The sequence below is a fragment of the Haloprofundus marisrubri genome, assembly GCF_001469955.1.
In the GTDB taxonomy this organism is placed as follows: domain Archaea; phylum Halobacteriota; class Halobacteria; order Halobacteriales; family Haloferacaceae; genus Haloprofundus; species Haloprofundus marisrubri.
This window is the reverse complement of record NZ_LOPU01000030.1, coordinates 35,781-60,744: the sequence shown is the minus strand read 5'-3', so window position 1 is coordinate 60,744 and position 24,964 is coordinate 35,781. Positions and strand designations below refer to the sequence as shown.

Below are 24,964 nucleotides of genomic sequence, written 5' to 3'. Positions count from 1 at the left end.
GTACAATACTGGAGAAAATAACGTATCCGTCCAGTTTTCGACTCAGGCCTCGCCGTACACAGGAACGGCCGCACCGCTCGTCACCTCGGCCCCATCAGAGCAGAGGAACATGACGACTCGTGCGATTTCGGCGGGCTTGACCCATTTGTCGAAGTCGGCGTCTTCCATCATCTCGCGGTTCATCGGTGTGTCGATGACGCTCGGCATGACGGCGTTGGCTCGCACCGTCCCTTTGTTCTCCTCGGCGATGGTCTCGGTCAGGAGTCGGACGCCCGCCTTCGACGCTCGGTAGATGCCGTCGCCTTCGCCGCCTTCGAGCGACGACCGAGCGGAGACGGAGACGATTGACCCCTCTTGGTTCTTCAGGTGGGGAATTGCGTGTTTGGAGGCGAGAAACATCGTCTTCAGATTCACGTCGAAGAGGAAGTCGAACGTGTCGAGTTCTGTCTCGTCGATTGGCGACCCGCCGCGCCACGTTCCGGCGATGTTGGCGAGGTAGTCGATTCGGCCGTGGTCGTCGGCGATTTGGTCCATCGTCTCGGAGACGGCCGCCTCGTCGGTGAAGTCGGCTTTGTAGAACTCGATGCCGTCGTCGGCGTCGAGTTGGGCGTCGTCGCTGCTCGGTTCCACCACGTCGCAGGCGGCGACGGTCGCACCCGCATCTCGAAACGCCTCCGCGATGGCACTGCCGAGCGCACCCGACGCGCCGGTGACGACGGCGACTCTGTCGCTGAAGTCGAAGCTCACTGTCATACACGATACGGTCGGCCGCGAGGGGCATAAAATCGCGGCGCAGCGTTCACGCAGTGCGGACCGAGTCAGGGGTCGACGGTGGTGCAACCGCCCCAACTGTACTCGCCACGTTCGCTGCTGGTGTCCCACAGTTGCGACTCAGAGCAGTACGGCAGAAGAACAGCGACGTACGTCGACTCCCGGTAGCGGAGGTAGACCCCGGAGAGATACGACGAGTCGTACTCGGAGCGACTGTACCACGGCAGCGACGAGAGCGCCTCGGCGACGGCGTCGTAGTCGTCGGCTGCCACGTCCATGTCGACGACGCTGTCGGTACTGTCTGCTTCGTCCAAACCTCGGCGTATCGGCTGGTTCTCGACGCTCGATGCCTCCGTCACCGTCGCGTTCGGCGGCGTTCGGGTCGGATACACCTGTAGAACGCCACCGTCTCTCCCCGGGTCGGCGAGACACCCCGAGAGCGAAGCGACTGCGGCGGCACCGCCGAACCCTAGAAACTGACGACGGTTCATGCGGAGACGACCGGATTCGAACGCGTGGTCGGCTCGAAACTACTCTGCACTGTCTTTCGGCCGCTTGAGGATGAGCGACTTCGTTTCTGTGCCGCTGGAACCGGTGGCGATGATGGTGTCGACGAGTTCCCAGCCGTCGTCGCCGAGTTCGTTCAGTTCGACTTCGGGGTTCGTATCGGACGAGAATATCGGGAAACCGCTGTCGATGCGGAGGGTCTTGTACTCCCAGCGTTGCATGGGGGTCGGTTCTGTCGGTTCGTTATCTGTTTTGTGGGTTTCGCTGCCACCGAGCGACGTCGTCGTTCAGTCCTGACGTTGATACCAACTGTACCAGTTCGGTGCCTCACGCTCTAACGCGGCTTTGTATCCGTAGTAAAGTGCGACGAACATGAAAACCGGCACGAGAAGCACCATTGGCTCGAACTCCGCGACGAAACTGTGAACCAGAGCCACCAGCAACGCCGCCCCGGCGAAAAAGTGGGTCCGCCGTTGGTTCGCAGTTTTGGCGAACACGGAGCCGACGAGAAAGATGACCATCATGAAAACGAGCCAGTAACCCGTGAACTCCATGCGGCGTTTTCGGTTGGTTGTTCTATAAGTGTTTTTGGCTGACTTTTCTACGGGGGTCTCAAGGACCGGAAGTTCGCTTCGGACCTACGGCGTGATGACCAGTTTTCCGAGGAAGCTGTCCTCCAACACGGCGCGCTGGGCCTCGCCCGCCTCGTCCAGACTGTACGTCCGTTCGACTTCCGGGACGACCTCACCGCGTGCGAGCAAATCACCGAGACGCGCCAACACCGCCGCCTTGTCGGGCGTGTTGTACATCGTCATGAACTGGAAGCGCACGTCTTTGCTCTTGGCCGCGCCGACGGCCGACAGTCCCGCCTGCTCCGTCGAGTTGCCGAGACAGACGACGCGCGCGCCCTGCGCGGCGACGTCGGCGTCGAACTGCATGTACTCGTCCATCCGCGTGTCGACGATGACCTCTGGCGCGCCCACCTGCTGGACGGCGTCGGTGAGGTCGCTTCGACCGTAGTCGAACACCGTCTCCGCGCCGAGCGATTCCAGCCTGTCGCGGTACTCCGGATTCGCCGTCGTCAGCACCCGCGCACCCATCGTCTCCGCGAGTTGGATGGCGACGTGGCCGACGCCGCCGTTGCCACCGTGGACGAGAGCGAGTTCGGCGGGTTCCAGATTCGCGTGCGCGACGAGTGCCTGCCACGCGGTCATACCGACGAGCGACAGCGCCGCGCCGTCTTCGAAGGAGGCCCCTTCCGGCAGGGTTGCGAGAAACTCCGCGGGTGCGGCGACTTCCTCGGCGTAGGTGCCGTGCATTCCGTTGCCGAGTCCCGTTCCGAACACGCGGTCGCCGGGTACGAATCGGTCGACGCCCTCTCCGACGGCGTCGACGACGCCCGCGAGGTCAGACCCCGGCGTGAACGGCAGCGAGGGAACGGGGTACGCACCCTCGCGGAAGTAGGTGTCTACGGGGTTGACGCCGATGGCGCGAACGTCGACGACGACTTCACCATAGCCGGGTTCCGGCGAATCGACGTCGTCGACGGTCAGTACTTCGGGGCCACCGTGTTCGTGGAATCTGGCTGCGCGCATAGTTCGTTCGTGGTCCGCAAAAGCGATAAAAGGAGGCGACGTGCGCAGAGCCATGGCTCCCCGCTGTCCCGACTGCGACGTACAGTTGAAGAACGTCGACCACAACACCAGCTACAGTGGTGACGGCATCCGCATCGACTCTGGTGGCGGCATCCTCGGTGCGCTCGATTTGAAAGGCAAATACGTCGACGCGATGCTCTGTCCGGAGTGCGGCTTGGTTCGATTTTACGCCGACGTGTAGCCGAGAGTCTCGATGCCGACGCCTCCGAGACGATACGTGCGACGCCAACGCCTTTCGCCCGCGCACTCCTACGGTCGGTATGTCCTCGGATACGCACCGCTGTCCCGACTGCGGCGTGACGATGGAGCGAGCGGACCCCGTGACGACGATGCAACAGGAGCGCCTGAAACTGTGGACCGAACACGCACGCGAGGGGCTGTTGGGCAAACTCGGCCTCAAACGGACGCCGTCGGTTCACGGCTACGTCTGCCCGGAGTGCCGTCTGGTACGGCTGTACGCCGAAGAGAACGAAAAGAAGTAGCGTCCGGCTACCTGAGCGTATCTAACCTATCTGACCGTGTAGCCGCCGTCGACGACGAGCGACGCGCCCGTCACGTACGACGAGGCGTCGCTGGCGAGATACAGCGCCGCGGGTGCGACCGCTTCGGGACCGGGAATCTCGTCCATCAGCATCTCCGAGCGCCACACCTCGTCGATGTTCGGGTCCACGTCGTCGGCTTGGTCGGTGTTGTCCGTCCGAATGTAGCCCGGTGCGAGGCAGTTGACTCGGATGTCGTGTTCGGCCCACTCGGATGCCAGTTGCCGACTGAACGATTCGACTGCGCCCTTCGAGGCGTTGTAGGCGACCTGTCGCTGCGGGTAGTTGGCGATTCGCGCCGACATCGACGAGACGTTGAGAATCGTCCCACCTGACTCCATCATCTCGATTCCGGCGTACTTCGAGCAGAGGAAGACGCCGCGGACGTTGACCTGCATCACCGCGTCCCACTCGTCGACGGTCATCTCCTCGGCGGCCTCGTGGACGACGATGCCCGCGTTGTTGACGAGCACGTCGACGCCGCCGAAGCGGTCGACCGTCGCGTCGACCATCGCCTCTACTTCTGCTTCGTCCGCCACGTCGACGGGGACGGCGAGCGTCTCGACATCCCAGTCGTCGGCGAGTTCCTCGGCGGCAGTCTCTCCGGAGTCTTCACTTCGATTGGCGACGACGACGTTCGCGCCCGCTTCCGCGAGTGCGTCGGCGATTTCGCGGCCGATACCGCGGTTGCCGCCGGTGACGATAGCGGTCCGTCCCGAGAGGTCGAAACGGTCGAGTACTGACATGGGTGTGGCTCTCACCGAGAACGAATAAAGACTCAGTCCGACGCGGTGGTCCCACACCGCCGGACCACCGCGTCTCGCCGAACCGAGACGCCCCGTAGCGTGGATGTATCGTGGGCGCGAGTGACCGGACACTACGAGACGACATACCATACGCGTTCATCCGTATTGAGTCTTCTTTCGGAAGGTTGACCCAACACACTCGATAAGGGGAACGAGAGCGTTCGACGCCCGACCCGTGGAGGAACGTTCACCCGAGGAAAGCGCGCGACACTGACAACAACCACGCGTCGCTGTGTCACGAATGAACGGGATTTAAGCGCCAGTCGAACCCTCACACGTACGCATGAAGCTTCACGAGTATCAGGCGAAGGACATCTTCGCCGATGCCGGAATTCCGATTCCGGATTCTCAACTCGCGGCGAGCGTCGACGAGGCAGTGTCGGCGGCCGAGGAGATCGGCTATCCGGTCGCAATCAAGGCGCAGGTGCACGTCGGTGGCCGCGGCAAGGCCGGCGGCATCAAACTCGCCTCAGACGCCGACGAGGCCCGAGAGTACGCCGACGACATCCTCGGGATGGACCTGAAAGGCTACACGGTCGACCAGGTGCTCGTCGAGGCCGGCGTCGACTTCACGAACGAACTGTACGTCGGTGTCACGATGGACCGCGGCGAGGGCAAGCCCGTGGCCATGGTCTCCACCGAGGGCGGCGTCAACATCGAGGAAGTCGCCGAGGAGAACCCCGACGCCATCGCTCGTGAACACATCGACCCGGCGTTCGGTCTGCACCCGTATCAGGCCCGGAAAGCCGTCTACAATGCGGGCGTCGACCGGTCGGTCGCTCGCGGCGTCTCCTCGATTCTGACGACGCTGTACGACCTCTACGAGGAACGCGACGCCTCCGACATCGAAATCAACCCGGTGATGATTACGAGCGACGGCGACGTCGTCGCCGCCGACGCCGTGATGAACATCGACGACGACGCGCTGTTCCGACAACCGGAACTCGCCGAGATGGAAGACGAGACGTACGAGGACGACCTCGAACAGAAAGCCGGTGAGTACGGCTTCGACTACGTCCGCCTCGACGGTAACGTCGGTATCATCGGCAACGGCGCGGGTCTCGTCATGACGACGCTCGACCTCGTCGACTACTACGGCGGCAAACCCGCTAACTTCCTCGACATCGGCGGCGGCGCGAAAGCCGAACGCGTGACGAACGCGCTCGACATGGTGTTCTCCGACGAGAACGTCGACGCCGTCGTCTTCAACATCTTCGGCGGCATCACCCGCGGCGACGAGGTGGCCAAAGGCATCAACGAGGCGCTCGAATCCTTCGACGAGATTCCGAAGAAGGTCGTCGTCCGCCTCGCCGGCACGAACGCCGAGGAAGGCATGGAGATTCTGAACACCGACCTCGTGGAGGTCGAAGAGACGCTGGAGGATGCGGTTCAGCGTGCGGTCGAAAACGCCCAGGAGGCGAGCCAATGAGCATCTTAGTCGACGACGACACTCGCGTAGTGGTACAGGGCATCACCGGTGGCGAGGGCAAGTTCCACACCGGCCAGATGGAAGCCTACGGCACGAACGTCGTCGCGGGCGCGGTGCCCGGTAAGGGCGGTCAGGAAGTCGACGGCATCCCCGTCTACGACACCGTCGACGAGGCCGTCCGCGAGGAGAACGCCGACGCGTCGGTCATCTTCGTCCCGCCGGCGTTCGCCGCCGACGCCATCTTCGAGGCGCTCGACACGGACCTCGACCTCGCCGTCGCCATCACGGAGGGTATTCCGACTCAGGACATGGCGAAGGTGAACAAGCGTCTCTCCGAGACCGACACCCGTCTGCTCGGTCCGAACTGCCCGGGCATCATCACCCCCGGCGAAGCGAAACTCGGCATCCTCCCCGGAAACATCTTCTCCGACGGTAACGTCGGTCTCGTCTCCCGTTCGGGGACGCTGACGTACCAGGTCGTCGACAACCTCACCGCCCGCGGTATCGGCCAGACCACCGCCATCGGCATCGGCGGCGACCCCATCATCGGCACGGACTTCGTCGACGCCCTCTCGCTGTTCGAGGAGGACGACGAAACCGACGCCGTCGTCATGTGCGGTGAAATCGGTGGCGAGGACGAGGAGGAAGCGGCCGCGTTCATCGACGAGAACATGGACACGCCCGTCGCTGGCTTCATCGCCGGCCGGACCGCGCCGCCGGGCAAGCGCATGGGCCACGCGGGTGCCATCGTCTCCGGCAGCGGCACCGGCACCGCAGAGAGCAAAATCAGCGCCCTCAACGACGCGGGCGTCCCCGTCGGCGACACTCCCGAGGAAGTCGCCGACAACATCGAGTCGTTCCTCTAATCGGGCGACTCGGCCGAGTCTTTCTTCGTTCGTTACGGTTCGACGCCGATAGTGTTGCGGACGAGCGCCGTCGTTCCGCGACGCAAGCGTTCTGACGCCGCCTGTCCGGAGATTCCCAACTCCTCGGCGAGTTCGTCGAGACTCGCGCGCCGCGGCACGTCGAAGTAGCCGATTCGTACCGCCGACCGGAGGGCGGTACGCTGCTTTTCGGACAGGCCGTACTGTTCGGTCGTGTCGGGACTGTCGGGTGTGTACAGTCGTTTCAGCGTGAACGACACGTCGTGGTCGCGGAGACGGTGACGGAACGTTGCGAGAGCGTCTCGGTCGGGAAACCGCATCCGGACGTCGAGGCCCTCGTGAGTCGCAGTCACCTCGAGTCGGGACGCGCCGACGAGTGCCGACAAGGGGTACAGCGTCACCTCCGGGTCGACCTGTACGCGGTAGAGTTTCTGTGTCTCGTACGTGTCGAGAACGTCGACCGAGAGTACGGTTTCGTCGGCGTTGAGTTCGGACTCGAACGCCTCGAAGTCGCCACCCGACGCCCAAAACAGCAGGTACAGCGGCGCGGAGTCGTCCGCCGAAAACACCTCCTCGACACGGATTTGCATCGACGGCACCGAAGCCAGTACAGACATCAGTGCGAGGTCCGGACTCGAGAGTTCGAACTCGGCGATGTGGCTCATAGGTCACGTACGTTACACTCCGATAAATGTCAATCGGCGAAGGTTCTGTCCGTTGGTGAGAGATATCTGTCGAACGGTGATATCGCGTTATCGGTCCGTGTTATCGGTCCGATGTATCGTCGTCGGCGACGCCCGGGAGGACGCCGCCGACACGAAGAAGGGTCATCTACTGAGCGTCAGCGAGTGTAGTCTTCGAACGATGCTTACGCGGCAATCGTCGCGGCCGCGATGAACGACCAGCGAGTGCCGGCGTCGGTTTCTTTCTTCTTTCGCTCTGCGGTCGGAACGTTTCGGCGGTGTTTCCAGTGCACAGTTGCACTGAGTATTTACTCACTTATGAGTTTTTCGAGAATCTGATATGTTCGTCACTAACGACCACGACAGATAAACGCCGTGTCTCACCACGCCATGGTCTGGTGTATCGTGGGCCGTGAGAGGATGGGACGTTCGGTTTCCCAAGACAATTTACCACAGGTTGTGAACGTGTAGTCCGAGTTCCAGGTGTACACCGGACGCAAACGAACCGTGACAACCGGAGCACGCCGGAACCAGAGACAACAATGACGAACTCTACAATCCGACGCACTGCGCTGACCGCCGTCGTGGCGTTCACCGTACTCGCTGCGACGATGGCCCTCCTCGCACCGGCAACGGTGGGGACGGTCGCTGCACAGTCTGACGGCGCCGCCAACGACTCCGCGAACGGAACCGCGAGCCTCGACTACAACGACCAGACGCTCGAGAACCAAAGCGTCGTCGTCGAGGAAGCGAACCTCTCGAACGGCGGCTACGTCGCCATCTTCGACGAGGGCGGCAACCTCATTGGCCACACCGACTACCTCGAATCGGGCGAACAGACGAACCTCACGGTGTCGCTCAACGAGTCGTTCACCGGCGACCAGGTGACCATCGCAACCGCCTACACCGACGACGGTAACGAGATGTTCAACGAATCCGCCGACGCCGCCTATCAGGAGGGCGGCGCACCCATCAGCAGTACGGCGTACGTGACCGGAAACGGCATGAGCGAGCAGACCACGACGTCGACGTCCGAGGAGACGACCACCGAGAGCGGTGAGTCCGCCGAAGAGACGACCACCGAAGGCGAGGAAGCCGCTGAAACGACTGAATCCAGCGAGACGACCGAAGGCGGCGAGACCAGCACCACCGGTCCCGGGTTCGGCATCGTCGTCGCCCTCGTCGGCCTCTTCGGTGCGGTTGCGGTCGTTCTCCGTCGCGCCTGAACCCGACTCGACGAATCGACGGTCGTTCACACACCGTCGACGAATCTCTCTTTTATCTCTCTACGCGCTATCGAGTTTCGACAGACAGTCGTGGCAGAACCTGACGTTGCGTGGATTCGGCGTTCCGCACGCACGGCAGGCGATTGCACTGGACCGTCTGCTCCGCTGTGCTGTCGGTGTCAACATGAACCTGCTCCGGTGACCGAACTCGTCGTCGGTCTCGTCGAGCATTCGTTCGATGAGTCGGTCGTCTCGGAGTTTGTGGAGGCCGTGCCAGAGACCGAGAAACAGCGCCGACGGTGCGACGATGACGAACCCGGCGACGAGCAGTCGAAACAGCAGTTCCATCCGAAACGACGATAGCGAACGCCGGATATTGATGGTTTCGCAGGCTGAGAAGACCGTTCCGTCGGGATGACCATCCATCGGCCGAGAACGCGGAGGCGTCGACTGGGACCGAGTAGTCGACGTCCGGGTGGTCGAAGTCGGGATAATCGAGGCCCGGCTAGTCGGAGTTCGGACAGTCGAACGAAAGGAGAGTCGATGTCGCGTCTCAGTCGTCGGTCGGTTCCGCGTCGACGTTACCGAAACTGCGGTCCGACGAGAGGTCTTTGTCGCGCCACGTCCCCCGGCGATACCACAGGAACGCGACGATTCCACCGATGACGTTCGAGACGGCGAAGCCCAGCCAGATACCCGACGACCCGAGGCCGAACCCGAACTCCGTCGCCCCGAAGAACGCCACTGGGAGACGGATGAGGCCGAGCATCGACACCGAGATGACCGCGGCGACGAGCGTCTTGCCCGCCCCGCGGAAGCTTCCGATAAACGACTGGACGATGCCGATGAAGCCGAACGTCGGCGCGACGTAGCGGAGGAACTCCGCGCCGATGGTGATGACTTCCTGGTTGTCGGTGAAGATGCCGACGATGGGCCGGGCGGTGAACCACGTGAGGACTCCCAAAATCGAGAGCACGACGAACATCGTCAACGCCGCGCTGTTGGCGGCCTTCTCGGCCCGGTCGGGTTTGTCCGCGCCGATGTTCTGTCCGGTCATCGTCTCCACGCCGCGGGAGACGGCCAGCGCCGGCAGGAAGATAACCGACAGCACGCGCGTCCCGACACCGTAGGCGGCGACGACGTTCGTCGAGAACAACCCGACGACGATGAGCAGCAGGTTGATGGAGATAGCGCGACCCGAGCCTTCCACAGAGGCCGGAAGACCGATGGCGAGGAGTTTCCGCGCGTAGCCGAAGTTCGGGACCATATCACGGAGGTGAATCTGCACGCCCCGCGTGCCGTTGAACATGATAGCCAACCCGACGACGAGCGCCAGCGCACGCGAGAAGATGGTGGCGACGGCCGCACCGGTGATGCCCGACCCGGTGTAGCCGGTCATCGCAAACAGCGTCGTCTGCAGACCCTCCAGTCCAAGCATCGTGAAGAGGGGATTGTTGTCGAACCCGAAGATGAGAAACGGGTCGAGGAAGATGTTGAGCACGACCGAGCCGAACATGACGAGCATCGGCGTCACGGTGTCGCCGTAGCCGCGCATCAGTGCGACGAAAACGAAGAAGCCGAACATGAACATCAGGCCGAGCGAGATGACCTGCATGTAACTCGTCGCCAACGGCAACACGTCGGGAGACGCGCCGAAGACGCTCAGCAGTTGCTCGACGAACACGAAGCCGACGAGGCCGAGAACGAGTGCGGCGAGAAGCGAGAACGTCACCGTCTGGGAGGCGGCGTACTCTGCTTTTTCCTCGTCGTTCGCGCCGGTGTGTTGGGCGACGAGAACGCTGCCTGCGACGGAGAAGCCCGTCCCGATAGAGATGAGTAAGAACACCATCGGGAACGCGAAACTGATTGCTGCGAGCGCGTTCGTGTCGAACTGACCCAACCAGAAGGTGTCGGCGAGGTTGTACGCCGTCTGCATCAGGTTCGTCAGCACGATGGGCAGCGAGAGGTAGAACAGCGGCCTCACGATGCCGCCGGAGGTGAGGTCGACGTCCTCGGGGCCTTTGAACACGCTATCGATACGGTCGAGCAGGCTCACTCGGCGTGCACCTCGGTTCGTCTGGGCGATTCGTCCGAAACCACAGTCGTCTCTACGTAGTCGTATATCATCTGTCTCATCTCTGCCGCGTCGTGACCGACCGCCGCCCGTCGCGTCTGCGTTCCGTTGATAGTCGTCAAGAGGAACTCGGCGGTTCGCTCCGGGTCGACGCCGTCGTCGAACACACCGGCGTCGATACCCGTGCGGAGCACGGACTCGAACTCCCCGGTCAGGTACGTCTCGAACTCGCGTAGTCTGTCGCGGTAGCCCGTCTCGTACGGGGCTTGTGCCGTCAGTTCGAGCATCGCCGTCTGGAACATGTCGGAGTCGTCGGCTTCGTCGTCCGGACAGGCGACGTCGAGTAGCGCGAACAATCGTGTCGTCGGGTCGTCGGCGTCGATGGCCGCTATCTTACGAGTGAACCGCTCGTTGAGAAACTCCAGAAACGAAACCAGCAGGTCACGCTTCCCGTCGAAGTGGTAGTGAAGGGTCGCTTTGCACTTCGAGGACTCGTCGGCGATGTCGCGCATCGTCAACGACGCGTAGCCGTGTTTGCAGAGCGCGCGGTAAGTGGCGTGCATCAGTTCGTCGGTGGTTTCCTCGGGCATCTGTGGCTGTCGACTGACTGGTCGGTCAGGTCTAAACGGTACTAACCGGCCGGTCAGTTAAACTGTTTCGCAATGGGACGAGAGTGCTGGTATGGTAGCGTGTCGCTTGGATTACGGCGGTACGAAGCAGAATGGCATCGACAAGAGCGCCGAGTTGCTCGGCGGATTCCGACTGTTTAGGGTTGTGAGAAGAACCGCTGGTGTGAGGCCAACGTCCGCTTGCGTCTGGTCACCTGATGGCGGTGATATCACTGCGTGACCGAACTTCGCTCTCGATTGTGAGAAGTCAGAAAATGGGTTGGGGCAGATTTGAACTGCCGACTTCCTCCGTGTGAAGGAGGTATCATAACCAGACTAGATCACCAACCCAGCACTCTGTCGTATCCGCGGGTAGGACTTAAGGATTTTCTTGTCCGACCGCGGCCCGAGCGAATCCACCGCCTCCAGTCAGTTCGACCGGTGTTCAGTTCCGCCAACTGCTTTAGGCTAACCTAAACCGTAACGCTTTTTGCTAATCTTAGGCTACCCTAAAACACGGTGTTGTGACCGTACCTGTCCCGGTCCCGTCAGACACCGCATCTGTCCCAACCCCGGCGTCCGTGGGCATCAACTCGGACTCGCCGGGTTCTCTCAGTCCGACATCGAGAAGCGACGGGTGTGTCGATGTTATCGGTCGTCGAAACCTAGTACGTCGGAGACTCTTCTTTCTCGCCGTCGCGGGCGTTGACCGCCCGGCCGAAGACGAACAACGCGTCCGACAAACGATTCAGATACGTCACCGCGTGTTCGTTCACCGGTTCGTCGGTTGCGAGGCCGACGGCGCGACGCTCGGCGCGACGAACGACCGCTCGGGCGTGGTGCAGCGCCGCTCCCGACTCGCTGCCGCCGGGAAGGATGAACGACTGTAACGGTTCGAGTTCCTCGTCCATCTCGTCAATCCACTGTTCCAACTTATCGACGTGTTCCTCGCGCAGCTGCGGGTCGTCCTCGTCGGGGTCGGGGTTGGCGAAGTCGGCCTGAACGATGTGCAGATGGTTCTGAATGCGTTCGAGTATCTCGTCGACGTCGTCGTAGCCGGTGGGTCGAAGCGTGCCGATGAGCGCGTTGGCTTCGTCGACGGTGCCGTAGGCTTCGATTCGGCGGCTCGTCTTCGAGACCCGCGACATGTTCCGGAGGTCGGTCATTCCCTCGTCGCCGCGACCAGTGTATATCTTCATTGCGCCAGCGTCTTCTCGATGTATTGGAGAATGTTCTCGCTCTCGCTCATCGTCACTCCGTGGTCGGTGTCGACGAGAACCGGAACGCCGCGCTGACCGCTCACGCGTTTGACTTCGTTGCGGTCGGAGTGCATCGCCTCCGTCCAGTGGGTTTCGTACTCGATATCGTTGTCCTGCAGTGCATCGTGGACTTTCACACAGAACGGACAGCCATCCAGCGCGTAGAGTTCGATGGACATACGCCGTGGTTAGTCCGCACACGTCAAAGAGGTTCGCCTGTGGAGCTCCGGAAACGATGTCGAAGAGCGAACCCACTCAATCCAGCACGTCGGCGAACACGGCGCGGTCGGCCTGCCGTGTCGCCACCATCTCGTCGTTCAGCCCCGCTTCTTGGAGCAACGTTTCGAACTCCAACTGATAGCGATGACCGTTCTTTTGGGCGTTTCGGCGCGCAGTGAGAATCCGCGTCGCTCTCCGAACCGCCCGTTCGCTCACACCGAGGGCGGCCGTACACTCGCCGACCGACGCTCCACCGTCGACCAGTCTCGCCAGCGCGCGGTAGTCGACCGGTCCCGCGAAGTCGCTCTCGCGGAGGAGTTGGAGGTGAATGCGTGCGCGTCTGACGACTCCGCGGGAGACGCCGAGCGTAGCGGCGAGTTCGGCGTCGGACTGTCCGGCGTAGAACCCGCGGACGAGCGACGCGAGTCCGGCGTCGTCGAGTGACGTGACGAAGCCGTACTCGGCTCTCATCTCGCCGACGGTACGCCGAAGTGCCTCGTGGAGAGTACGCTCTGTCGGTGTCGGGTGGTGGCTGGACTGTTGACGTTCGGTGAACGTGGTCTGTGAACTGAGTCGTGCGAACAGCTCTCGCAGTTCGTCTACTTTCGTGGGCATCTGATTTCACCTCCGTCGTCACGCGTCGTCTCTTCGCGCCTGCGGCGCTCGAACACCACGTACGAACCTCTCACTGGAGATGGCGTGGACGTCTCGAAACGAAGGAGTATACCTCTCTATAGGCGAGCAGAGTATTTCTGTCGTTCGCAGAAGGGCCGACTTCGTGGCTCTCAGCCGTAGAATACTCGAAACCCGCTGCTATTCGGGTCTCATCACCGGACGACGGTGAACGCGTGGTCGTACGTTCCCAACTGCTGGCCGACACGAACCCACAGCGGGACGAGTGCCTCCAGATACCGTGCGCTCGTGATATCACCGGCGTCCGTCGTTCCGGGCCACCCGAGTTCGACGAGCAGTGCGTCGGTCTCTTTCTTGGCCGCGGCGTCGTTCCCACAGACGAACATCGGTGGGGTTTCCGCCTCGAACGTCGGGTCGACCATCTGAGCGTTCGAGACGGTGTTGAAGCATTTCACGACGTGCGTGTCGGGTAGTCTCGTCTGAACCCGCTCGCCGAGCGACTCCGTGCCCCCGAACAGCAACTGTGGTTCGCCGTCGGAGAACTCCAGCGGGTTCGTTGCGTCGAGCAGCAGTTTTCCTCGAAAAGCGTCGTCGTCGACGAGGTCGAGTACGTCGTCGACTGCCCCACCGCGAACCGCGAGAACGACGAGTTCACCGCGGGTCGCCGCGTCACCGAACGACCCGACCGACACCGACTCGTCTGTCTCGTCGAGCCACGCGTCCAGTTTCTCCGGACTCCGCGTTCCGACCTGCACGTCCCATCCGTGGCGAGCGAAGCCACGAGCGAGCGCTTTTCCCACGTCGCCGCTACCGAGGATACCGATTCGCTTCTCAGTCATGCGAGCAGTAGGCGCTCAGAGCCGATAAATCGGAACTCGGTATCGTCACATGTAGTGTACGCGCTGTGCGACAGTGCGTCGTCGCGCCCTCACCCCGGTTACAGCCCGGTGACGTGCATCACCTCGCTCGCTTCCGGTATCGACCGAGGGAGTGGCGGCCACTGCCGAACCAACATCTTCAACACATCGCACGCGCGAGTAGTCGCCATGAGCCTCGAAATGGAACACGACTGCCCGAGTTGCGGCGGGAGCCAAGAGTTCTACCGCTCGGCGAGCACGAACGTCCACCTCGGCGAGAAAACGAAGTGGCGCTGCACCGAGTGCGACTACGGACTGGTCCTCATCGACGGTATCGACAGCACGCAGTAACACCGCCGAGTTTCTCCCGTTCGCTCGAACGGATAGCCGAAGGTCGCCAGCGACGCTTTCGACCGGTTCGGACCACCTCTACGTTCTCCCGGCGGGGCCGTCGTCCGAACCCGTCCCACGACGCATACACCATCAGCTGCGATACTGAACCGCTATCGCCAGCAGTTGAGACTCCAGTTCCCAATGCACGAACTCGATACATGATAATCGACCGAGCTTACACTCGGAGGCTCAGAGAACTCGTCGAATCGTCGCTCGACGCCCCCGTTGAGCAGCTCAGTTCGAGTAGCATCGAACTGGGCAAGGAAGTCAGCGCTCTCTGCTTCTTCTGACGCGCATGGTTCCCAGACAGCCACGCGCCAGAGTCACAACTGAGGATGTGACTGTGCGATTGGGTACACGCGCTTTCTGGTAGAGACTCCTCCCCGGAACGAGTCCACAGCGGTACGTAGGACTATTTCGACGCGGACCAATTGTTCGACCATGGCTACCGAGGCGACGTTTACAGTTCCACCCAACGAGTTCCCCTTGGGGTCAATCTTCGCGTCTGTGCCGGGCGTGACGGTCGAATTGGAGCGCATCGTCCCACGCAAGGGCGTGATCATCCCGTACTTTTGGGTCCGGGGCGTCGATATCGACAACGTGGAGGCAGCCTTTTCAACCCATCCCGGCGTGAAGGCTATTCAATCGATAGACTCCGTCGATGACGAATACCTCCTGCGCGTCGAGTGGGACCCGGAGTACGAGGGAATACTCAGCACGCTCGGCGAGACGGAGGTTCCGCTCATCACGGCGATCGGCACGAACGACCAGTGGACTTTCGAGGTCCGCGCAGACCAGCGAAGCGATATCGCCGCGTTTCAGCAGCGGTGCCGAGAACGCGACATTCCGGTGACGCTAGCGGCCCTGCACGCGCTGACGCCGGTCGAGACCACCACCGAGGCCGCACTCACCGATTCCCAACTGGAGGCGCTGGTGCTAGCCTACGAACGTGGCTACTTCAACTCGCCGCGCGACGTGACGATGGCCGAACTGGGAGATGAACTCGGAATCTCACAACAGGCGGTCGCTTCCCGCCTCCGGCGTGGTATTCGCCAGATTCTCGGGCAGACACTCACCACCTTGGACGGTGACGTCTCACGAGGTAAATAAGGGTTGTATACCCAAAAATCAGGGTAATGTTGGTCGGTCATCTCTGGTTTAGTGGAACCCAAAGAGTGACGCACTCCGCGGCAAGGTAACTATCAAATGACCGAAAAAAATTCGCCGGTGGACGAATCCGACCAATGCCTGCTGACCACCAACGAGCGAGAAACGCTACGTCTTGCGTTGGAGCGGAGAGACTTCGCGGTACCGCGAGAGACAACCCTCGTTGACCTCTCCACCGAATTGAATCGACCAGACGTTCAACCGTCTGAAGAGATTCGGCAAGGAATCGCAACGGTGCTACGGAGGCCCAACGCGCTGGAACCCCCTCCGGCAGACATCAGGACGGACGGCGGCGGGTCCTCACGACAGGACCACTACTCACGACTGGACCAGATGTTCGACGCACTCAAACATCCGTATCGGCGTCGCATCCTGATGCTTGTCAGCGAGGACAACCCACGGGACGAAAACGAGTTCAATGTCGAGGACCTCGCCACTGAGAACGACGACCTCGAACTCCTGACGACCGAACTGTACCACGTCCATCTCCCGAAGCTCGCCGATGCGGGGTACATCGAGTGGGATGAAGATACCCACACCATTCGCCGGGGGCCGAACTTCGAGGAGATCGCGCCGTTGCTTCGCCTGATGGACAATCACCAAGACGAACTCCCCGACGGATGGCCGTGAGACGGGAGACCGACAACGAGGCCGGACATCGTCAGCCGTAACGGCATCTACTCTACAATCTCGACGAGATGTGTTTCGACGAATCGCTCGGCGGCGAACGTTTGAGTGGCCCGCGTACGACTCTACTCCGTTTTACGACCGCGAGTCGCTGGGTGGACTCCAACAGGATGTCCGGACCGTCGCGGGAGTTTGGTTCGAGCACGACGCCCACAGGTCTGTCGACGGGTCCGTCTGTCACTTGCCTCTGGCCTCCGTCGGGTTCACGCCACACGACCGGTATACTGGGCCGATACGCTACGGAATGAGCCAACTGCTGCGTGCGTGAGTGGCTACGCTGCTGAAAGTCTCGAAAACGTGTCCATATAGTTGGGTGTGTGACAACGATAGCCGCTTGGAGAGCCATCTGGGGCGATAGCCGCTGACCGAATCGGTCAGATTCACGCATCACAGCCCTGCTAAACCCTCTGTAGCCTCAACTTCCAGCTATCGCGTACCGAAACGTCGATACGCCGTCGCACCGCCGCGTGCCCGAAATCCAGATTACAGATAGCGTTTCCGACGAATCGATTTGGTGTTCCGGAACGAACTGTCCGACGTGTACTCACGAATCAATCTCGCTGACGTCGATGCAGTCGATTCCGAGCGAAGCGATGCCCGAGTGAAACCCGTCGGCTACCATCTCCGTCCGTCGGAGATGCGACCGAACGTCTGGACGTTCGACGCCGGAGAGTCGACGCCGTATCACTATCAGGAAGAACAAGAGGAACTGTACGTCGTTCTCGATGGCCGTTTCGAACTCGACATCGAAGACGAGACGCTCGAACTCGAAGCCGACGACTACGTGGTCGTCAGTCCGGAAGCGAAACGGCAGTTGACCGCCGTCGAGGCCGGAACCGCCCTCGTCGTCGGTGCGCCGAACGTCAAAGACGATGGCGTCGTTCTCGACGAGGAGTAAGGGAGTTACTCGTCGTCGCCGAGCGCCCGCCACGAGAGTCGCGGGTTGCGCGCGGCGCTCACTTGGTCGATGCGCCGGGCGGTCGTTCGCGTCGGCGCGTCGGCCAACGTCTCCTCGTCGTCCGCGGCAGCGTTGTTGAACGCCGCCGCAAGGTCGTCGAGCGATTTTTTGCTCTCGATTTCGGTCGGTTCGGTCAGCATCGCCTCCGGTACCATCTCGGGCCACTTCGTCGTCGGCGGGTGGACGCCGTAGTCGAGCATCCGTTTCGCCACGTCGGCGGCGTCTTTTTCACCCGAGGTGGCCGCGAACTCGTGGTGATACGGTCCGTACGGGATGTCGAACTCGACCTGTGAACCGAGGTAGTTCGCGTTCAGCACGGCTTTCGCGCTAGCGTCGAGCAGACCCTCGTCGCCGAGGCGGGCGATGTAGGCGTAGGCTTTGACCAGCACCAGCCAGTTACCTTGGAAGCCGTGGACCTTTCCGACCGACTGCTCGGGGTCGAACAGTTCGTAGCCGGAACCCGACGAGCGTTCGCGGACGCGCGGCGACGGCAGATACTCGGCGAGTTCGTCGACGACGCCGACCGGCCCAGCACCCGGCCCACCGCCGCCGTGAGGCGTAGCGAACGTCTTGTGGACGTTGTAGTGCATGATGTCGAAGCCCATGTCGCCGGGGCGCGCGCGGCCCAACAGGGCGTTGAGGTTCGCGCCGTCGTAGTACAGCAGGCCACCCGCGTCGTGAACCGTCTCGGCGATGTGTTCGATATCACGCTCGAACAGGCCCACAGTGTTGGGGTTCGTCAGCATCAAGGCGGCCGTGTCGTCGCCGACGGCGGCTTCGAGCGCCTCGACGTCGACGCGGCCGTCTTCGGCCGACGGGAGTTCGACCACGTCGTAACCCGCCATCGCCGCGCTGGCGAAGTTGGTTCCGTGGGCGCTGGCGGGGATGATGACCTCGTTTCGGTCTTCGCCGTTGGCCTCGTGATACGCTTTGGCGACGAGGATGCCCGCGAACTCGCCGGCAGCACCGGCCGGCGGCTGGAGCGTGACGGCGTCCATGCCGCCGATTTCGGCGAGATACTCCTGCAAGCCGTAGAGGAGTTCGAGATTTCCTTGGATACTCTCGTCGGAGCGGTCCGGGTGGACCGAGCCGTTGGGGTCGGCGGCGACGGCCTCGGTGAACTTGGGGTTGTACTTCATCGTACAGGAGCCGAGTGGGTACGGCCCGCTGTCGATGCTCCAGTTCATCTGCGAGAGCCGCGTGTAGTGCCGCGCGAGTTCGGGTTCCGAGAGGTCCGGCAGTTCGACGGAGTCGCGCGTCAGGTCGTCGGGCAGCGGCGAGTCGTCGCCGCCGACGTCGACTTCGGTCGTCTCCTTCTCCGACAGCAGCGGTTCGTACTGGCCGTTCTCGACGTATCTCGCTTGGTCGTAAATCATCAGAGTACCTCCTCGAACGCCGCGACGAGTGCGTCCGCCTCGTGGGCGTTCGCGTCGGTGATACACACCTGCAGCAGGTGTTCGCCGACGACGTGGACCGCGTAGCCTTCGGTTTCGAGGTCGCCGGCGATAGCCGCCGCGGGTTGGTCGGTGTGGACGACGAACTCGCGGAAGTGGTGGCGGTCGTGGACCGGGGCCTGTAGCCCCACCAGTTCGTCGAGACGTTCTGCAAGGTCGGTCGCGTCGCGGACGCAGTCTTCGGCGAGGTCGACGAGTCCCGACGGGCCGAGCCACGCGAGGTGGATAGCCGCACGAAGCGCGACCCACGCCTGATTCGTGCAGATGTTACTCGTCGCGCGTTCGCGGCGGATGTGTTGCTCGCGCGTCTGCAGCGTCAACGTGTAGGCGCGCTTGTCGTCGGCGTCCTCGCTGATACCGACGAGGCGGCCGGGAACCTGTCGGAGATACTCCTCGCGCGTCGCAAAGAGACCGAGTCCCATGCCGTACGCCGTCGGGAGGCCGAGCACGCCGGCTTCGCCGACGACGACGTCCGCGCCGACGCTGGCCGGTTCTTCGAGGAGGGCGAGCGCGACGAGGTCGGTGCCGAGACAGAACAGCGTATCGTTTTCAGACGCGAGTGTCCCGATGTCGCCGAGGTGTTCCTCGATGGTGCCGCGAACCGTCGGGTTCTCGGCGTACACCATCGCCGTCTCGTCGTCGACGCGGTCGGAGAGTGCCTCGAAATCGACGTTGCCGTCGTCCATCGGGTACGTCTCGACGGTCATCTCGGTGCCGGCGAGGTAGTTGTCGAGAACGCCGCGTTTACCCGAGCGCAGGAACTCGGGGACGAGCACCACGCTGCCGCTGGCCTGTCGCACTCGGTCGGCGAGGCGGGCGGCTTCCGCCAGCGCCGTCGCCGAGTCGTACATCGAGCAGTTCGCCACCGGAAGTCCGGTGAGGTCGACCAGCATCGACTGGTACTCGAACAGCGCCTGCAGGAACCCTTGCGTGATTTCGGGTTGGTACTGGGTGTAGCTCGTCAGAAACTCCGCGCGCTGGGAGAGGTTGTCGACGAGAGAGGGGACGTAGTGGTCGTAGTGGCCGCGTCCCATGAACTCCGTGAGGTCGTCGTTTTTCGCTAAGAGCGCCGAGAGTTCCCGGCGGAGCGCCTGTTCGCTCCGCGAGTCGATGCCGAACTGCCCGTCGAAACGAACGCCCTCCGGGATGTCGAACAGCGCCTCCTCGTCGTCGACGCCGATAGCGTCGAGCATCGCGGCGGCCTCCGCGTCTGCGTGCGGCGCGTACGGACTGCCTCGTTCTCGCGTCATTCGGTCTGCTCTCGGTACTCCTCTGCGGTCAGCAGTTCGTCGAACTCTCCTTCGTCCGCTGGTTCGACTTCGAGCATCCACCCCTCCGCGTAGGGGTCGTCGTTGACGAGTTCGGGTTGGTCGAACAGCGCCTCGTTGACGCCGACGACGGTGCCCGAGATGGGTGCGTAGAGGTCCGACACCGCTTTGATGCTCTCGACGACGCCGAACTCCTCGTTTTTCGTGATGTCGTCGCCCTCCTCGGGGAGTTCGACGAACACCACGTCGCCGAGTTCGTCTTGGGCGAAGTCGGTGATGCCAACTCGCGCCACGTCGTCGGTGCTCGTCCACTCGTGCGATTCCATGTACCGCAGGTCGTCAGGTATCTCGAACATCTATTTGTCCTCCAGAAACGGTGTTTTCACGATTCGTGCGCGCTTTTCGTCGCCGCGGACGACGACCCGGACGCGCGTCTCCGGTTCCGCGTAGTCGGTTTCTACGTAGCCCAACGCGATAGCTTCGCCCAACGTGGGGCTCATCGTCCCGCTGGTCACGTGGCCGATACTGTCGCCGTCGTCGCTGCGGAGTTCGTAGCCGTGGCGGGCGATGCCGCGTTCGGCGAGTTTCACGCCGACGAACCGCTCGTCGACGCCTTCGTCTTTTGCTCGCTCCAGCGCGTCGCGGCCGACGAACTCGGTGTCGAGTTTGACGGTGAACGAAATACCCGCCTCGTAGGGGTTTCGTGGCTCGTTCTCGGGGTCGAAATCCTCGCCCGAGAGGAGAAAGCCCATCTCGATACGGAGCGTGTCGCGCGCGCCGAGGCCGCAGGGCTGGCAGTCGAATTCGCCCCAGACGGATTCGGCGTCGTCCCACGGGCAGAGCACCTCGAAGCCGTCTTCGCCGGTGTAGCCCGTGCGGGCGACGAGACACTCCGACTCAGCAATCTCGGTGTTCGTCGCCTCGAAGCGCGAGAGGTCGAGTATCTCCTCGTTCGCCGCGTCGGCGACGAGACCCGGTGCCTCGGGGCCTTGGACGGCGAACATCGCCCACTCCTCGGTTTGGTCGTCGACGGTGGCGTCGAGTCCCCATTCGTCGCGGTGAGTCGTCCACCGTTCGTACATCTGCTCGTCGTGGCCCGCGTTCGGGATGAACAGGTACGTCGGGGTCGCCGCGTCGGCGTCGTCTAACCCCTCGGGTAGCGCGTAGACGACGGTGTCGTCGAGGATGACGCCGGACTCGTCGGTGATACAGGAGTACTGTGAGTCGCCCGGGTCGAGCGCCGTCACGTCGTTGGTCGTCAGTCGCTGCATCAACTCGGTCGCGTCCGCCCCGGACACCGTTATCTCGCTCATATGCGAGACGTCGAAAATGCCCGCCGAGTCGCGGACCGCGCTGTGTTCGGTGCGGATGGAGTCGAACTCCACCGGCATCTCCCATCCGCCGAACCCGGTGAACTTCGCCCCGCGGTCGGCGTGGACCTCCCGCAGTGGCGGCTTCCGATGGGCCATATGAGTGGCTTGGGTTGGGGTAAGTAATGCTTTGGTATCTCGTCGCGCGCCGATAGCGGCAATATGCGCGTTCGTGCAGTAATACTGTGAGAGGATGCCCGTACCTGCGCTCTGGCAAGGTGTGCGAAAATAAGTGTACACGAACGTGAGTAATCATTCGGTTCACATCGCTCCGTGGCCCTCAACGCTGGGAAAGCTTTATATTGACTGGTGCAGAAGTATTTACTATGATTGTAGCAAAGATTTCTGAGCAGACTCAGACCGACGTCGCAACCACCCGCACCGAACGCCGCACCGCAACGTTCGCCGACATGAGTCGTGCGATGCGCGGGTTCTAAGCAGTACTCCCTGCTGACTTTCGGTAGCTCGTCTTTCGTCTCTCCTTCTCTTTCCCAATCCTCTTCGCTTTCACCACTCTCTCGACTCGTCGTTCCCGTCGTCGTCGCTCCCGTCGTCGTTGGGCCAGATTCCCGGGTCAGAAACGGAGGCACCTTACAGAAACGCCGGCGACGTCGTCGGCAACGAGATGAGCCAGAGACTCGCCACCGTGTAGCCCACCATCACGAGAACGAACGCGAACTGGCTGTAAATCGCCTGCAAGCGACTCGGGAACAACTCGTAGGCGATGGTGTGTGCCACCCAGACCGCGAGTACGTGGCCGACGAGCACGAACGCGATGTTCGACCCACCGAACCACGCCGGGAGCGCGAGGACGATAGGGTTGGCCGTCGGCGACAGCGGCGAGAACAACACGCCGGCGAGCGACGGCGACAACGAGACGAAGAACGCAAAGTAATGCGCGAGATGGTAGCCGGCCGCGATGGCGACCAGCGGCGGCGCGAATCGGACCGCCAACTCCCGGGCGCCTCTCGACGTGGTGAGTCTGTCGGCGGTGACGCGAGCAGCGAGGAGATACGCACCGACGAAGGCGGCGAACCCGCCGAGGTAGAGCGCGGCGTACAGCGGGATTGGCGGGACTCCGACGGCCGCAATCGCTCGCACGACGCTCGCACCGGCTTCGGTGGTCACGAACCCGCTGAAGGTGAGTTCCCAGACCAACGCGATGGCGAAGGCGATATCGTCGACCCCGGTGACGAAGCGGTTCTCGATGGGCCGCATCCCCGGTAGTCGCAGTCGGAGTCGCCCGTCTTCGACGGTCAACGGCGCAATCGACCCGTAGAACTCGAACACGACGGAGACCGGGTCGACGTTCCGGTACCACTGGTCGGGCCCGAACGCCACCGCTCCGAGCGTCGTGAGCGCCGTGTAGACGAGCACCGCGGTTGCGAGAGCGGTCGGCTCTTCGGTGACGCCCGTCGTCGTCTCGGCCCACACCAGCGTCAGTAGCCCCACGACCGCAGGCCAACGACCGAGTCGCCGCGGATAGTCGAGATAGCCGTTCGGGAGGCGCGTCGCAACGGTCCGCGTCGGGTCGAGCGCGGGCCACACGTTGCCGAAGAGATACGTCGTCATCGTGAGCCCTGCCCGGAGGCCGACGAAGACGAAGAGAACGGCGAAGTTCACCGTCGGTAGCTGTGGCCCGACGAACCCTCGGTACAGCGTGAGACCGAGCAGTACCGCTCCGAGCACGGCCGCGAGCGGTGCGAAGACGTGCCGTAGTCGCTCGGCGTCGACGAGGTTGCGGCCCCATCGATGAGTCTCTCGGATGTACTGTCGGTCCGTGACGAGGCTGGCGAGAACCGCCGACGCGCCAATCGCTGCGCCACCGGTCGACATGTAGAGCCACTGTGGGACGCTCAACGCCTCTTTCGACGCGCTCTGGAGGCCGACGGCGGCGTTACTGGCTCCGACGTGTCCGACGAACAGCGCGAGCACGACGACACCCAGTGGGACCGCACGCCCGAACGCGGCGAGCCGTCGACAGAGCCGTAGCGTCCAGCGCTTTACGACTCGTGGAGTCAGCTCAACTCGCATAGATGGCGTACATGAAGAGAAACCCGAAGTACAGAACCACGAGCGTACCGAGTGCCCGGATTCGGAACGACCGTATCTGTCTTTCCTCCCGTTCGTACTCCGCTCTGAACTCGGCGCTCTCGCGCTCGGTCAACTCGCTCGGGTGACGGACTCCACCGTGGAGCACCAACAGGTGTGCGGCCGGAAACGACCGACCACAGACTCGACAGCGATAGCCGTTCGGTCCGGACCCGCCCGTCTCGGAACCGTCCGCGAGCGCCGGTTCGGTGGCGCTGGTGTCGTCGATGGGCCGGAACTCGCCGGCGTCGGCGGCATCGTCGGCGTCGGCGGCGGTGTTGCTGGCCTCGCGGGTCTCACTGGCGTCGCTGGCCTCGTTGGTGTGGTTGGTTTCGCTCACCGTCACCACCCGACCTCGACAGTATCCACGTCGAAGAAGGCGGTTTCGTATCCGTCGTGTCGACTCACCTGTGGCGGTACCTCGACGGTGAGACGAAGGTCACCGGTCTCGACTGCGCCCTCGACGCCGGTTCCGTAGTGATAGCCGATAGTCGGTTCGATACTCCGCGTGAGCGGCCCATCGAGGGACGTGTCTCCGTCGCTGGTGAGCGTCGCGCGTAGTCCCATCATCGGGAGGACGAACCCGTTGTACGGCGTCGCGGCCACGACGTAGAGATACGCCCCGTCGACGCCGAACCGTGACCCGTCGTCGACGAGATACGCGCGAAAGACGGCGTCGGCTTCGGCGGTACCGAGCAGCGTACCCGGGAGCGATTCGGTGTCTCGGACCCGTCCGAGCGGATGCATCATCTCCATCGGTGCGACAGCGTCCCGGCTTCCCTGTCGGTCGGGAAACTCGCGGATGTCGATGTCGTACAGGTCGTCGGTGTCGAACTCGAACTCGAAGGTGGCCGTCTGTGGCGTCTCGAACCGTTCCTCGAACGCTCCGGTACGCCGGACCGACAGGCCGCCAATCGTGACCGTCGCGGAGTACGTGCCCGCGCCGTCGAGCGCGTAGTTGGCCCCGTAGTGCAGTCCCATCTGCTGGGAGAGCATCGGATACGCGACTTCTTCGGAGACGAGCGACCCGTCGCGGGTGAGTTCGATGCCGACGCCGGAGTCCAGCGGTATCGTCCGCTCGGTCGCCTCGTCCCAGATGGAGACCATCAGATGAATCGAGTCGTCCGCGGTCACGGGTGTCTTGTTGCGCTTGGTTCCCGAGACGGTCCAGAACCGGTGTGGATACGAGTAACTGAGCGCGACGCCGTACGGTCCGGCGGTCGTCGTCCCGTACATCTTCATTCCCTCTTCGACTGCGGGGACGTACACCGCCGCAGGCCGATTTTCTACGAGCGGCGGGTCGCGCCAAGCGGACTGTCGCTCGAACCCGCCGAGACAACCGGCGAGCACGCCGGCGGTCCCCGCGCCCAGTGCGCCCAGCACGCGCCGTCTGGTGGTGGAAGGCGTTTCGGTCGTGAGCCGTGGA

General features: G+C 62.8%; 31 protein-coding genes and 1 tRNA gene. 10 read left to right on the top strand and 22 right to left on the bottom strand.

The features are described from left to right. Window positions 1-42: 42 nt before the first annotated feature. The 5 genes from AUR64_RS15085 to AUR64_RS15065 all read right to left on the bottom strand — a co-directional run bounded on the left by AUR64_RS15085 (window position 43) and on the right by AUR64_RS15065 (window position 2,873). Window positions 43-753: an SDR family oxidoreductase gene (locus tag AUR64_RS15085; RefSeq protein ID WP_058582800.1), complete on the bottom strand. Its 711-nt coding sequence runs from the start codon at window positions 751-753 to the stop codon at window positions 43-45. 65 nt (window positions 754-818) lie between these two features. Then, a complete protein-coding gene (locus tag AUR64_RS15080; protein ID WP_058582799.1) occupies window positions 819-1,262 on the bottom strand; it encodes a twin-arginine translocation signal domain-containing protein in 444 nt (147 codons plus the stop codon). Window positions 1,263-1,301: 39 nt separating this feature from the next. Continuing rightward, complete coding sequence (locus tag AUR64_RS15075) at window positions 1,302-1,499, bottom strand: DUF4177 domain-containing protein (RefSeq protein WP_058582798.1); 198 nt, start codon at window positions 1,497-1,499, stop codon at window positions 1,302-1,304. A 66-nt stretch (window positions 1,500-1,565) separates the two neighbouring features. Continuing rightward, window positions 1,566-1,832: a hypothetical protein gene (locus AUR64_RS15070; protein ID WP_058582797.1), complete on the bottom strand. Its 267-nt coding sequence runs from the start codon at window positions 1,830-1,832 to the stop codon at window positions 1,566-1,568. A gap of 84 nt (window positions 1,833-1,916) precedes the next feature. Then, entirely contained in the window at window positions 1,917-2,873 is a 957-nt protein-coding gene (locus AUR64_RS15065) for an NADPH:quinone reductase (protein ID WP_058582796.1), read from the bottom strand. 52 nt (window positions 2,874-2,925) lie between these two features. Here AUR64_RS15065 and AUR64_RS15060 point away from each other — a divergent pair, with 52 nt between their 5' ends. Further along, on the top strand, window positions 2,926-3,114 hold the full coding sequence (locus tag AUR64_RS15060) for a hypothetical protein (protein ID WP_058582795.1): 189 nt from the start codon (window positions 2,926-2,928) through the stop codon (window positions 3,112-3,114). Window positions 3,115-3,193: 79 nt separating this feature from the next. Further along, entirely contained in the window at window positions 3,194-3,415 is a 222-nt protein-coding gene (locus AUR64_RS15055; RefSeq protein ID WP_058582794.1) for a hypothetical protein, read from the top strand. Between the two features lie 26 nt (window positions 3,416-3,441). Here the strand turns inward: AUR64_RS15055 and AUR64_RS15050 are convergent, their stop codons facing one another. After that, complete coding sequence (locus tag AUR64_RS15050) at window positions 3,442-4,218, bottom strand: SDR family NAD(P)-dependent oxidoreductase (protein WP_058582793.1); 777 nt, start codon at window positions 4,216-4,218, stop codon at window positions 3,442-3,444. Between the two features lie 343 nt (window positions 4,219-4,561). On the opposite strand from AUR64_RS15050, the gene sucC reads away from it, so the two are divergent. Both sucC and sucD read left to right on the top strand, forming a co-directional pair. Continuing rightward, window positions 4,562-5,707: an ADP-forming succinate--CoA ligase subunit beta gene (gene sucC, locus AUR64_RS15045; RefSeq protein ID WP_058582792.1), complete on the top strand. Its 1,146-nt coding sequence runs from the start codon at window positions 4,562-4,564 to the stop codon at window positions 5,705-5,707. After that, window positions 5,704-6,573, top strand: coding sequence for a succinate--CoA ligase subunit alpha (gene sucD / locus AUR64_RS15040; protein WP_058582791.1), 870 nt, complete (start codon window positions 5,704-5,706; stop codon window positions 6,571-6,573). The genes sucC and sucD overlap by 4 nt, the downstream gene beginning before the upstream one ends. A 32-nt stretch (window positions 6,574-6,605) precedes the next feature. Here the strand turns inward: sucD and AUR64_RS15035 are convergent, their stop codons facing one another. Further along, complete coding sequence (locus AUR64_RS15035; RefSeq protein WP_058582790.1) at window positions 6,606-7,256, bottom strand: helix-turn-helix domain-containing protein; 651 nt, start codon at window positions 7,254-7,256, stop codon at window positions 6,606-6,608. Between the two features lie 560 nt (window positions 7,257-7,816). On the opposite strand from AUR64_RS15035, the gene AUR64_RS15030 reads away from it, so the two are divergent. Next, entirely contained in the window at window positions 7,817-8,500 is a 684-nt protein-coding gene (locus tag AUR64_RS15030) for a DUF7282 domain-containing protein (protein WP_058582789.1), read from the top strand. A gap of 60 nt (window positions 8,501-8,560) precedes the next feature. On the opposite strand, the gene AUR64_RS15025 is transcribed toward AUR64_RS15030, so the two are convergent. The 8 genes from AUR64_RS15025 to AUR64_RS14990 all read right to left on the bottom strand — a co-directional run bounded on the left by AUR64_RS15025 (window position 8,561) and on the right by AUR64_RS14990 (window position 14,132). Then, window positions 8,561-8,848: a DUF7577 domain-containing protein gene (locus tag AUR64_RS15025; protein WP_058582788.1), complete on the bottom strand. Its 288-nt coding sequence runs from the start codon at window positions 8,846-8,848 to the stop codon at window positions 8,561-8,563. A gap of 205 nt (window positions 8,849-9,053) precedes the next feature. Next, complete coding sequence (locus tag AUR64_RS15020) at window positions 9,054-10,556, bottom strand: MATE family efflux transporter (protein WP_058582787.1); 1,503 nt, start codon at window positions 10,554-10,556, stop codon at window positions 9,054-9,056. Then, the gene (locus AUR64_RS15015; RefSeq protein ID WP_058582786.1) at window positions 10,553-11,164 is read right to left on the bottom strand and encodes a TetR/AcrR family transcriptional regulator; all 612 of its coding nucleotides are present in this window, start codon (window positions 11,162-11,164) and stop codon (window positions 10,553-10,555) included. The genes AUR64_RS15020 and AUR64_RS15015 overlap by 4 nt, the downstream gene beginning before the upstream one ends. Window positions 11,165-11,458: 294 nt before the next feature. Beyond that, window positions 11,459-11,533: transfer RNA gene (locus tag AUR64_RS15010), tRNA-Val, on the bottom strand. Between the two features lie 314 nt (window positions 11,534-11,847). Next, the gene (locus tag AUR64_RS15005; RefSeq protein ID WP_058582785.1) at window positions 11,848-12,381 is read right to left on the bottom strand and encodes a cob(I)yrinic acid a,c-diamide adenosyltransferase; all 534 of its coding nucleotides are present in this window, start codon (window positions 12,379-12,381) and stop codon (window positions 11,848-11,850) included. After that, window positions 12,378-12,620, bottom strand: coding sequence for a glutaredoxin family protein (locus AUR64_RS15000; protein WP_058582784.1), 243 nt, complete (start codon window positions 12,618-12,620; stop codon window positions 12,378-12,380). Before AUR64_RS15000 ends, AUR64_RS15005 begins: the two co-directional genes overlap by 4 nt. 76 nt (window positions 12,621-12,696) lie before the next feature. After that, window positions 12,697-13,275, bottom strand: coding sequence for a hypothetical protein (locus AUR64_RS14995; RefSeq protein WP_058582783.1), 579 nt, complete (start codon window positions 13,273-13,275; stop codon window positions 12,697-12,699). Window positions 13,276-13,487: 212 nt separating this feature from the next. Beyond that, complete coding sequence (locus tag AUR64_RS14990; protein ID WP_058582782.1) at window positions 13,488-14,132, bottom strand: NADPH-dependent F420 reductase; 645 nt, start codon at window positions 14,130-14,132, stop codon at window positions 13,488-13,490. 207 nt (window positions 14,133-14,339) lie between these two features. Between AUR64_RS14990 and AUR64_RS20960 the strand changes: the two genes are divergently transcribed. From AUR64_RS20960 to AUR64_RS14975, 5 genes are all read left to right on the top strand, one after another. Beyond that, window positions 14,340-14,501, top strand: a complete 162-nt coding sequence (locus tag AUR64_RS20960) for a DUF7838 family putative zinc beta-ribbon protein (protein ID WP_169794670.1) — start codon at window positions 14,340-14,342, stop codon at window positions 14,499-14,501. Window positions 14,502-14,701: 200 nt separating this feature from the next. Next, window positions 14,702-14,833, top strand: a complete 132-nt coding sequence (locus tag AUR64_RS21270; protein WP_276203542.1) for a hypothetical protein — start codon at window positions 14,702-14,704, stop codon at window positions 14,831-14,833. A gap of 151 nt (window positions 14,834-14,984) precedes the next feature. Next, window positions 14,985-15,653, top strand: a complete 669-nt coding sequence (locus AUR64_RS14985) for a helix-turn-helix domain-containing protein (RefSeq protein ID WP_058582781.1) — start codon at window positions 14,985-14,987, stop codon at window positions 15,651-15,653. 390 nt (window positions 15,654-16,043) lie between these two features. Further along, the gene (locus tag AUR64_RS14980; RefSeq protein WP_058582780.1) at window positions 16,044-16,340 is read left to right on the top strand and encodes a DUF7344 domain-containing protein; all 297 of its coding nucleotides are present in this window, start codon (window positions 16,044-16,046) and stop codon (window positions 16,338-16,340) included. A 595-nt stretch (window positions 16,341-16,935) separates the two neighbouring features. After that, window positions 16,936-17,295: a cupin domain-containing protein gene (locus tag AUR64_RS14975; protein WP_058582997.1), complete on the top strand. Its 360-nt coding sequence runs from the start codon at window positions 16,936-16,938 to the stop codon at window positions 17,293-17,295. A 5-nt stretch (window positions 17,296-17,300) separates the two neighbouring features. Here AUR64_RS14975 and gcvPB read toward each other — a convergent pair whose 3' ends face one another. The 7 genes from gcvPB to AUR64_RS14940 form a co-directional block, all read right to left on the bottom strand. Beyond that, complete coding sequence (gene gcvPB, locus AUR64_RS14970) at window positions 17,301-18,731, bottom strand: aminomethyl-transferring glycine dehydrogenase subunit GcvPB (RefSeq protein ID WP_058582779.1); 1,431 nt, start codon at window positions 18,729-18,731, stop codon at window positions 17,301-17,303. Then, a complete protein-coding gene (gene gcvPA, locus AUR64_RS14965) occupies window positions 18,731-20,059 on the bottom strand; it encodes an aminomethyl-transferring glycine dehydrogenase subunit GcvPA (RefSeq protein ID WP_058582778.1) in 1,329 nt (442 codons plus the stop codon). Before gcvPA ends, gcvPB begins: the two co-directional genes overlap by 1 nt. Continuing rightward, window positions 20,056-20,433 (bottom strand): glycine cleavage system protein GcvH, encoded by a 378-nt coding sequence (gene gcvH / locus AUR64_RS14960; protein ID WP_058582777.1) that lies wholly within the window; start codon window positions 20,431-20,433, stop codon window positions 20,056-20,058. Before gcvH ends, gcvPA begins: the two co-directional genes overlap by 4 nt. Next, on the bottom strand, window positions 20,434-21,546 hold the full coding sequence (gcvT, locus tag AUR64_RS14955; RefSeq protein ID WP_058582776.1) for a glycine cleavage system aminomethyltransferase GcvT: 1,113 nt from the start codon (window positions 21,544-21,546) through the stop codon (window positions 20,434-20,436). Between the two features lie 492 nt (window positions 21,547-22,038). Beyond that, complete coding sequence (locus AUR64_RS14950) at window positions 22,039-23,481, bottom strand: hypothetical protein (protein ID WP_240479622.1); 1,443 nt, start codon at window positions 23,479-23,481, stop codon at window positions 22,039-22,041. Next, window positions 23,471-23,878 carry a hypothetical protein gene (locus AUR64_RS21170; protein ID WP_240479621.1) on the bottom strand — a complete coding sequence of 136 codons (408 nt, stop codon included), beginning with the start codon at window positions 23,876-23,878 and terminating at the stop codon, window positions 23,471-23,473. Before AUR64_RS21170 ends, AUR64_RS14950 begins: the two co-directional genes overlap by 11 nt. A gap of 2 nt (window positions 23,879-23,880) precedes the next feature. Beyond that, entirely contained in the window at window positions 23,881-24,921 is a 1,041-nt protein-coding gene (locus tag AUR64_RS14940; RefSeq protein ID WP_058582775.1) for a DUF7350 domain-containing protein, read from the bottom strand. Window positions 24,922-24,964 lie beyond the last annotated feature (43 nt).

Coding starts and splice junctions, on each gene's coding strand:
- AUR64_RS15060 (WP_058582795.1), top strand. CDS start 2,926: ATGGCTCCCCGCTGTCCCGACTGCGACGTACAGTTGAAGAACGTCGAC.
- AUR64_RS15055 (WP_058582794.1), top strand. CDS start 3,194: ATGTCCTCGGATACGCACCGCTGTCCCGACTGCGGCGTGACGATGGAG.
- AUR64_RS14995 (WP_058582783.1), bottom strand. CDS start 13,275: ATGCCCACGAAAGTAGACGAACTGCGAGAGCTGTTCGCACGACTCAGT.
- AUR64_RS15065 (WP_058582796.1), bottom strand. CDS start 2,873: ATGCGCGCAGCCAGATTCCACGAACACGGTGGCCCCGAAGTACTGACC.
- gcvT (WP_058582776.1), bottom strand. CDS start 21,546: ATGGCCCATCGGAAGCCGCCACTGCGGGAGGTCCACGCCGACCGCGGG.
- AUR64_RS15030 (WP_058582789.1), top strand. CDS start 7,817: ATGACGAACTCTACAATCCGACGCACTGCGCTGACCGCCGTCGTGGCG.
- AUR64_RS14990 (WP_058582782.1), bottom strand. CDS start 14,132: ATGACTGAGAAGCGAATCGGTATCCTCGGTAGCGGCGACGTGGGAAAA.
- AUR64_RS15075 (WP_058582798.1), bottom strand. CDS start 1,499: ATGCAACGCTGGGAGTACAAGACCCTCCGCATCGACAGCGGTTTCCCG.
- AUR64_RS21270 (WP_276203542.1), top strand. CDS start 14,702: ATGATAATCGACCGAGCTTACACTCGGAGGCTCAGAGAACTCGTCGAA.
- AUR64_RS15070 (WP_058582797.1), bottom strand. CDS start 1,832: ATGGAGTTCACGGGTTACTGGCTCGTTTTCATGATGGTCATCTTTCTC.
- AUR64_RS14950 (WP_240479622.1), bottom strand. CDS start 23,481: ATGCGAGTTGAGCTGACTCCACGAGTCGTAAAGCGCTGGACGCTACGG.
- gcvPA (WP_058582778.1), bottom strand. CDS start 20,059: ATGACGCGAGAACGAGGCAGTCCGTACGCGCCGCACGCAGACGCGGAG.
- AUR64_RS14985 (WP_058582781.1), top strand. CDS start 14,985: ATGGCTACCGAGGCGACGTTTACAGTTCCACCCAACGAGTTCCCCTTG.
- AUR64_RS15085 (WP_058582800.1), bottom strand. CDS start 753: ATGACAGTGAGCTTCGACTTCAGCGACAGAGTCGCCGTCGTCACCGGC.
- AUR64_RS15000 (WP_058582784.1), bottom strand. CDS start 12,620: ATGTCCATCGAACTCTACGCGCTGGATGGCTGTCCGTTCTGTGTGAAA.
- AUR64_RS15005 (WP_058582785.1), bottom strand. CDS start 12,381: ATGAAGATATACACTGGTCGCGGCGACGAGGGAATGACCGACCTCCGG.
- AUR64_RS14980 (WP_058582780.1), top strand. CDS start 16,044: ATGTTCGACGCACTCAAACATCCGTATCGGCGTCGCATCCTGATGCTT.
- sucD (WP_058582791.1), top strand. CDS start 5,704: ATGAGCATCTTAGTCGACGACGACACTCGCGTAGTGGTACAGGGCATC.
- gcvH (WP_058582777.1), bottom strand. CDS start 20,433: ATGTTCGAGATACCTGACGACCTGCGGTACATGGAATCGCACGAGTGG.
- AUR64_RS15025 (WP_058582788.1), bottom strand. CDS start 8,848: ATGGAACTGCTGTTTCGACTGCTCGTCGCCGGGTTCGTCATCGTCGCA.
- AUR64_RS15015 (WP_058582786.1), bottom strand. CDS start 11,164: ATGCCCGAGGAAACCACCGACGAACTGATGCACGCCACTTACCGCGCG.
- AUR64_RS15035 (WP_058582790.1), bottom strand. CDS start 7,256: ATGAGCCACATCGCCGAGTTCGAACTCTCGAGTCCGGACCTCGCACTG.
- AUR64_RS15080 (WP_058582799.1), bottom strand. CDS start 1,262: ATGAACCGTCGTCAGTTTCTAGGGTTCGGCGGTGCCGCCGCAGTCGCT.
- AUR64_RS20960 (WP_169794670.1), top strand. CDS start 14,340: ATGAGCCTCGAAATGGAACACGACTGCCCGAGTTGCGGCGGGAGCCAA.
- AUR64_RS15050 (WP_058582793.1), bottom strand. CDS start 4,218: ATGTCAGTACTCGACCGTTTCGACCTCTCGGGACGGACCGCTATCGTC.
- gcvPB (WP_058582779.1), bottom strand. CDS start 18,731: ATGATTTACGACCAAGCGAGATACGTCGAGAACGGCCAGTACGAACCG.
- sucC (WP_058582792.1), top strand. CDS start 4,562: ATGAAGCTTCACGAGTATCAGGCGAAGGACATCTTCGCCGATGCCGGA.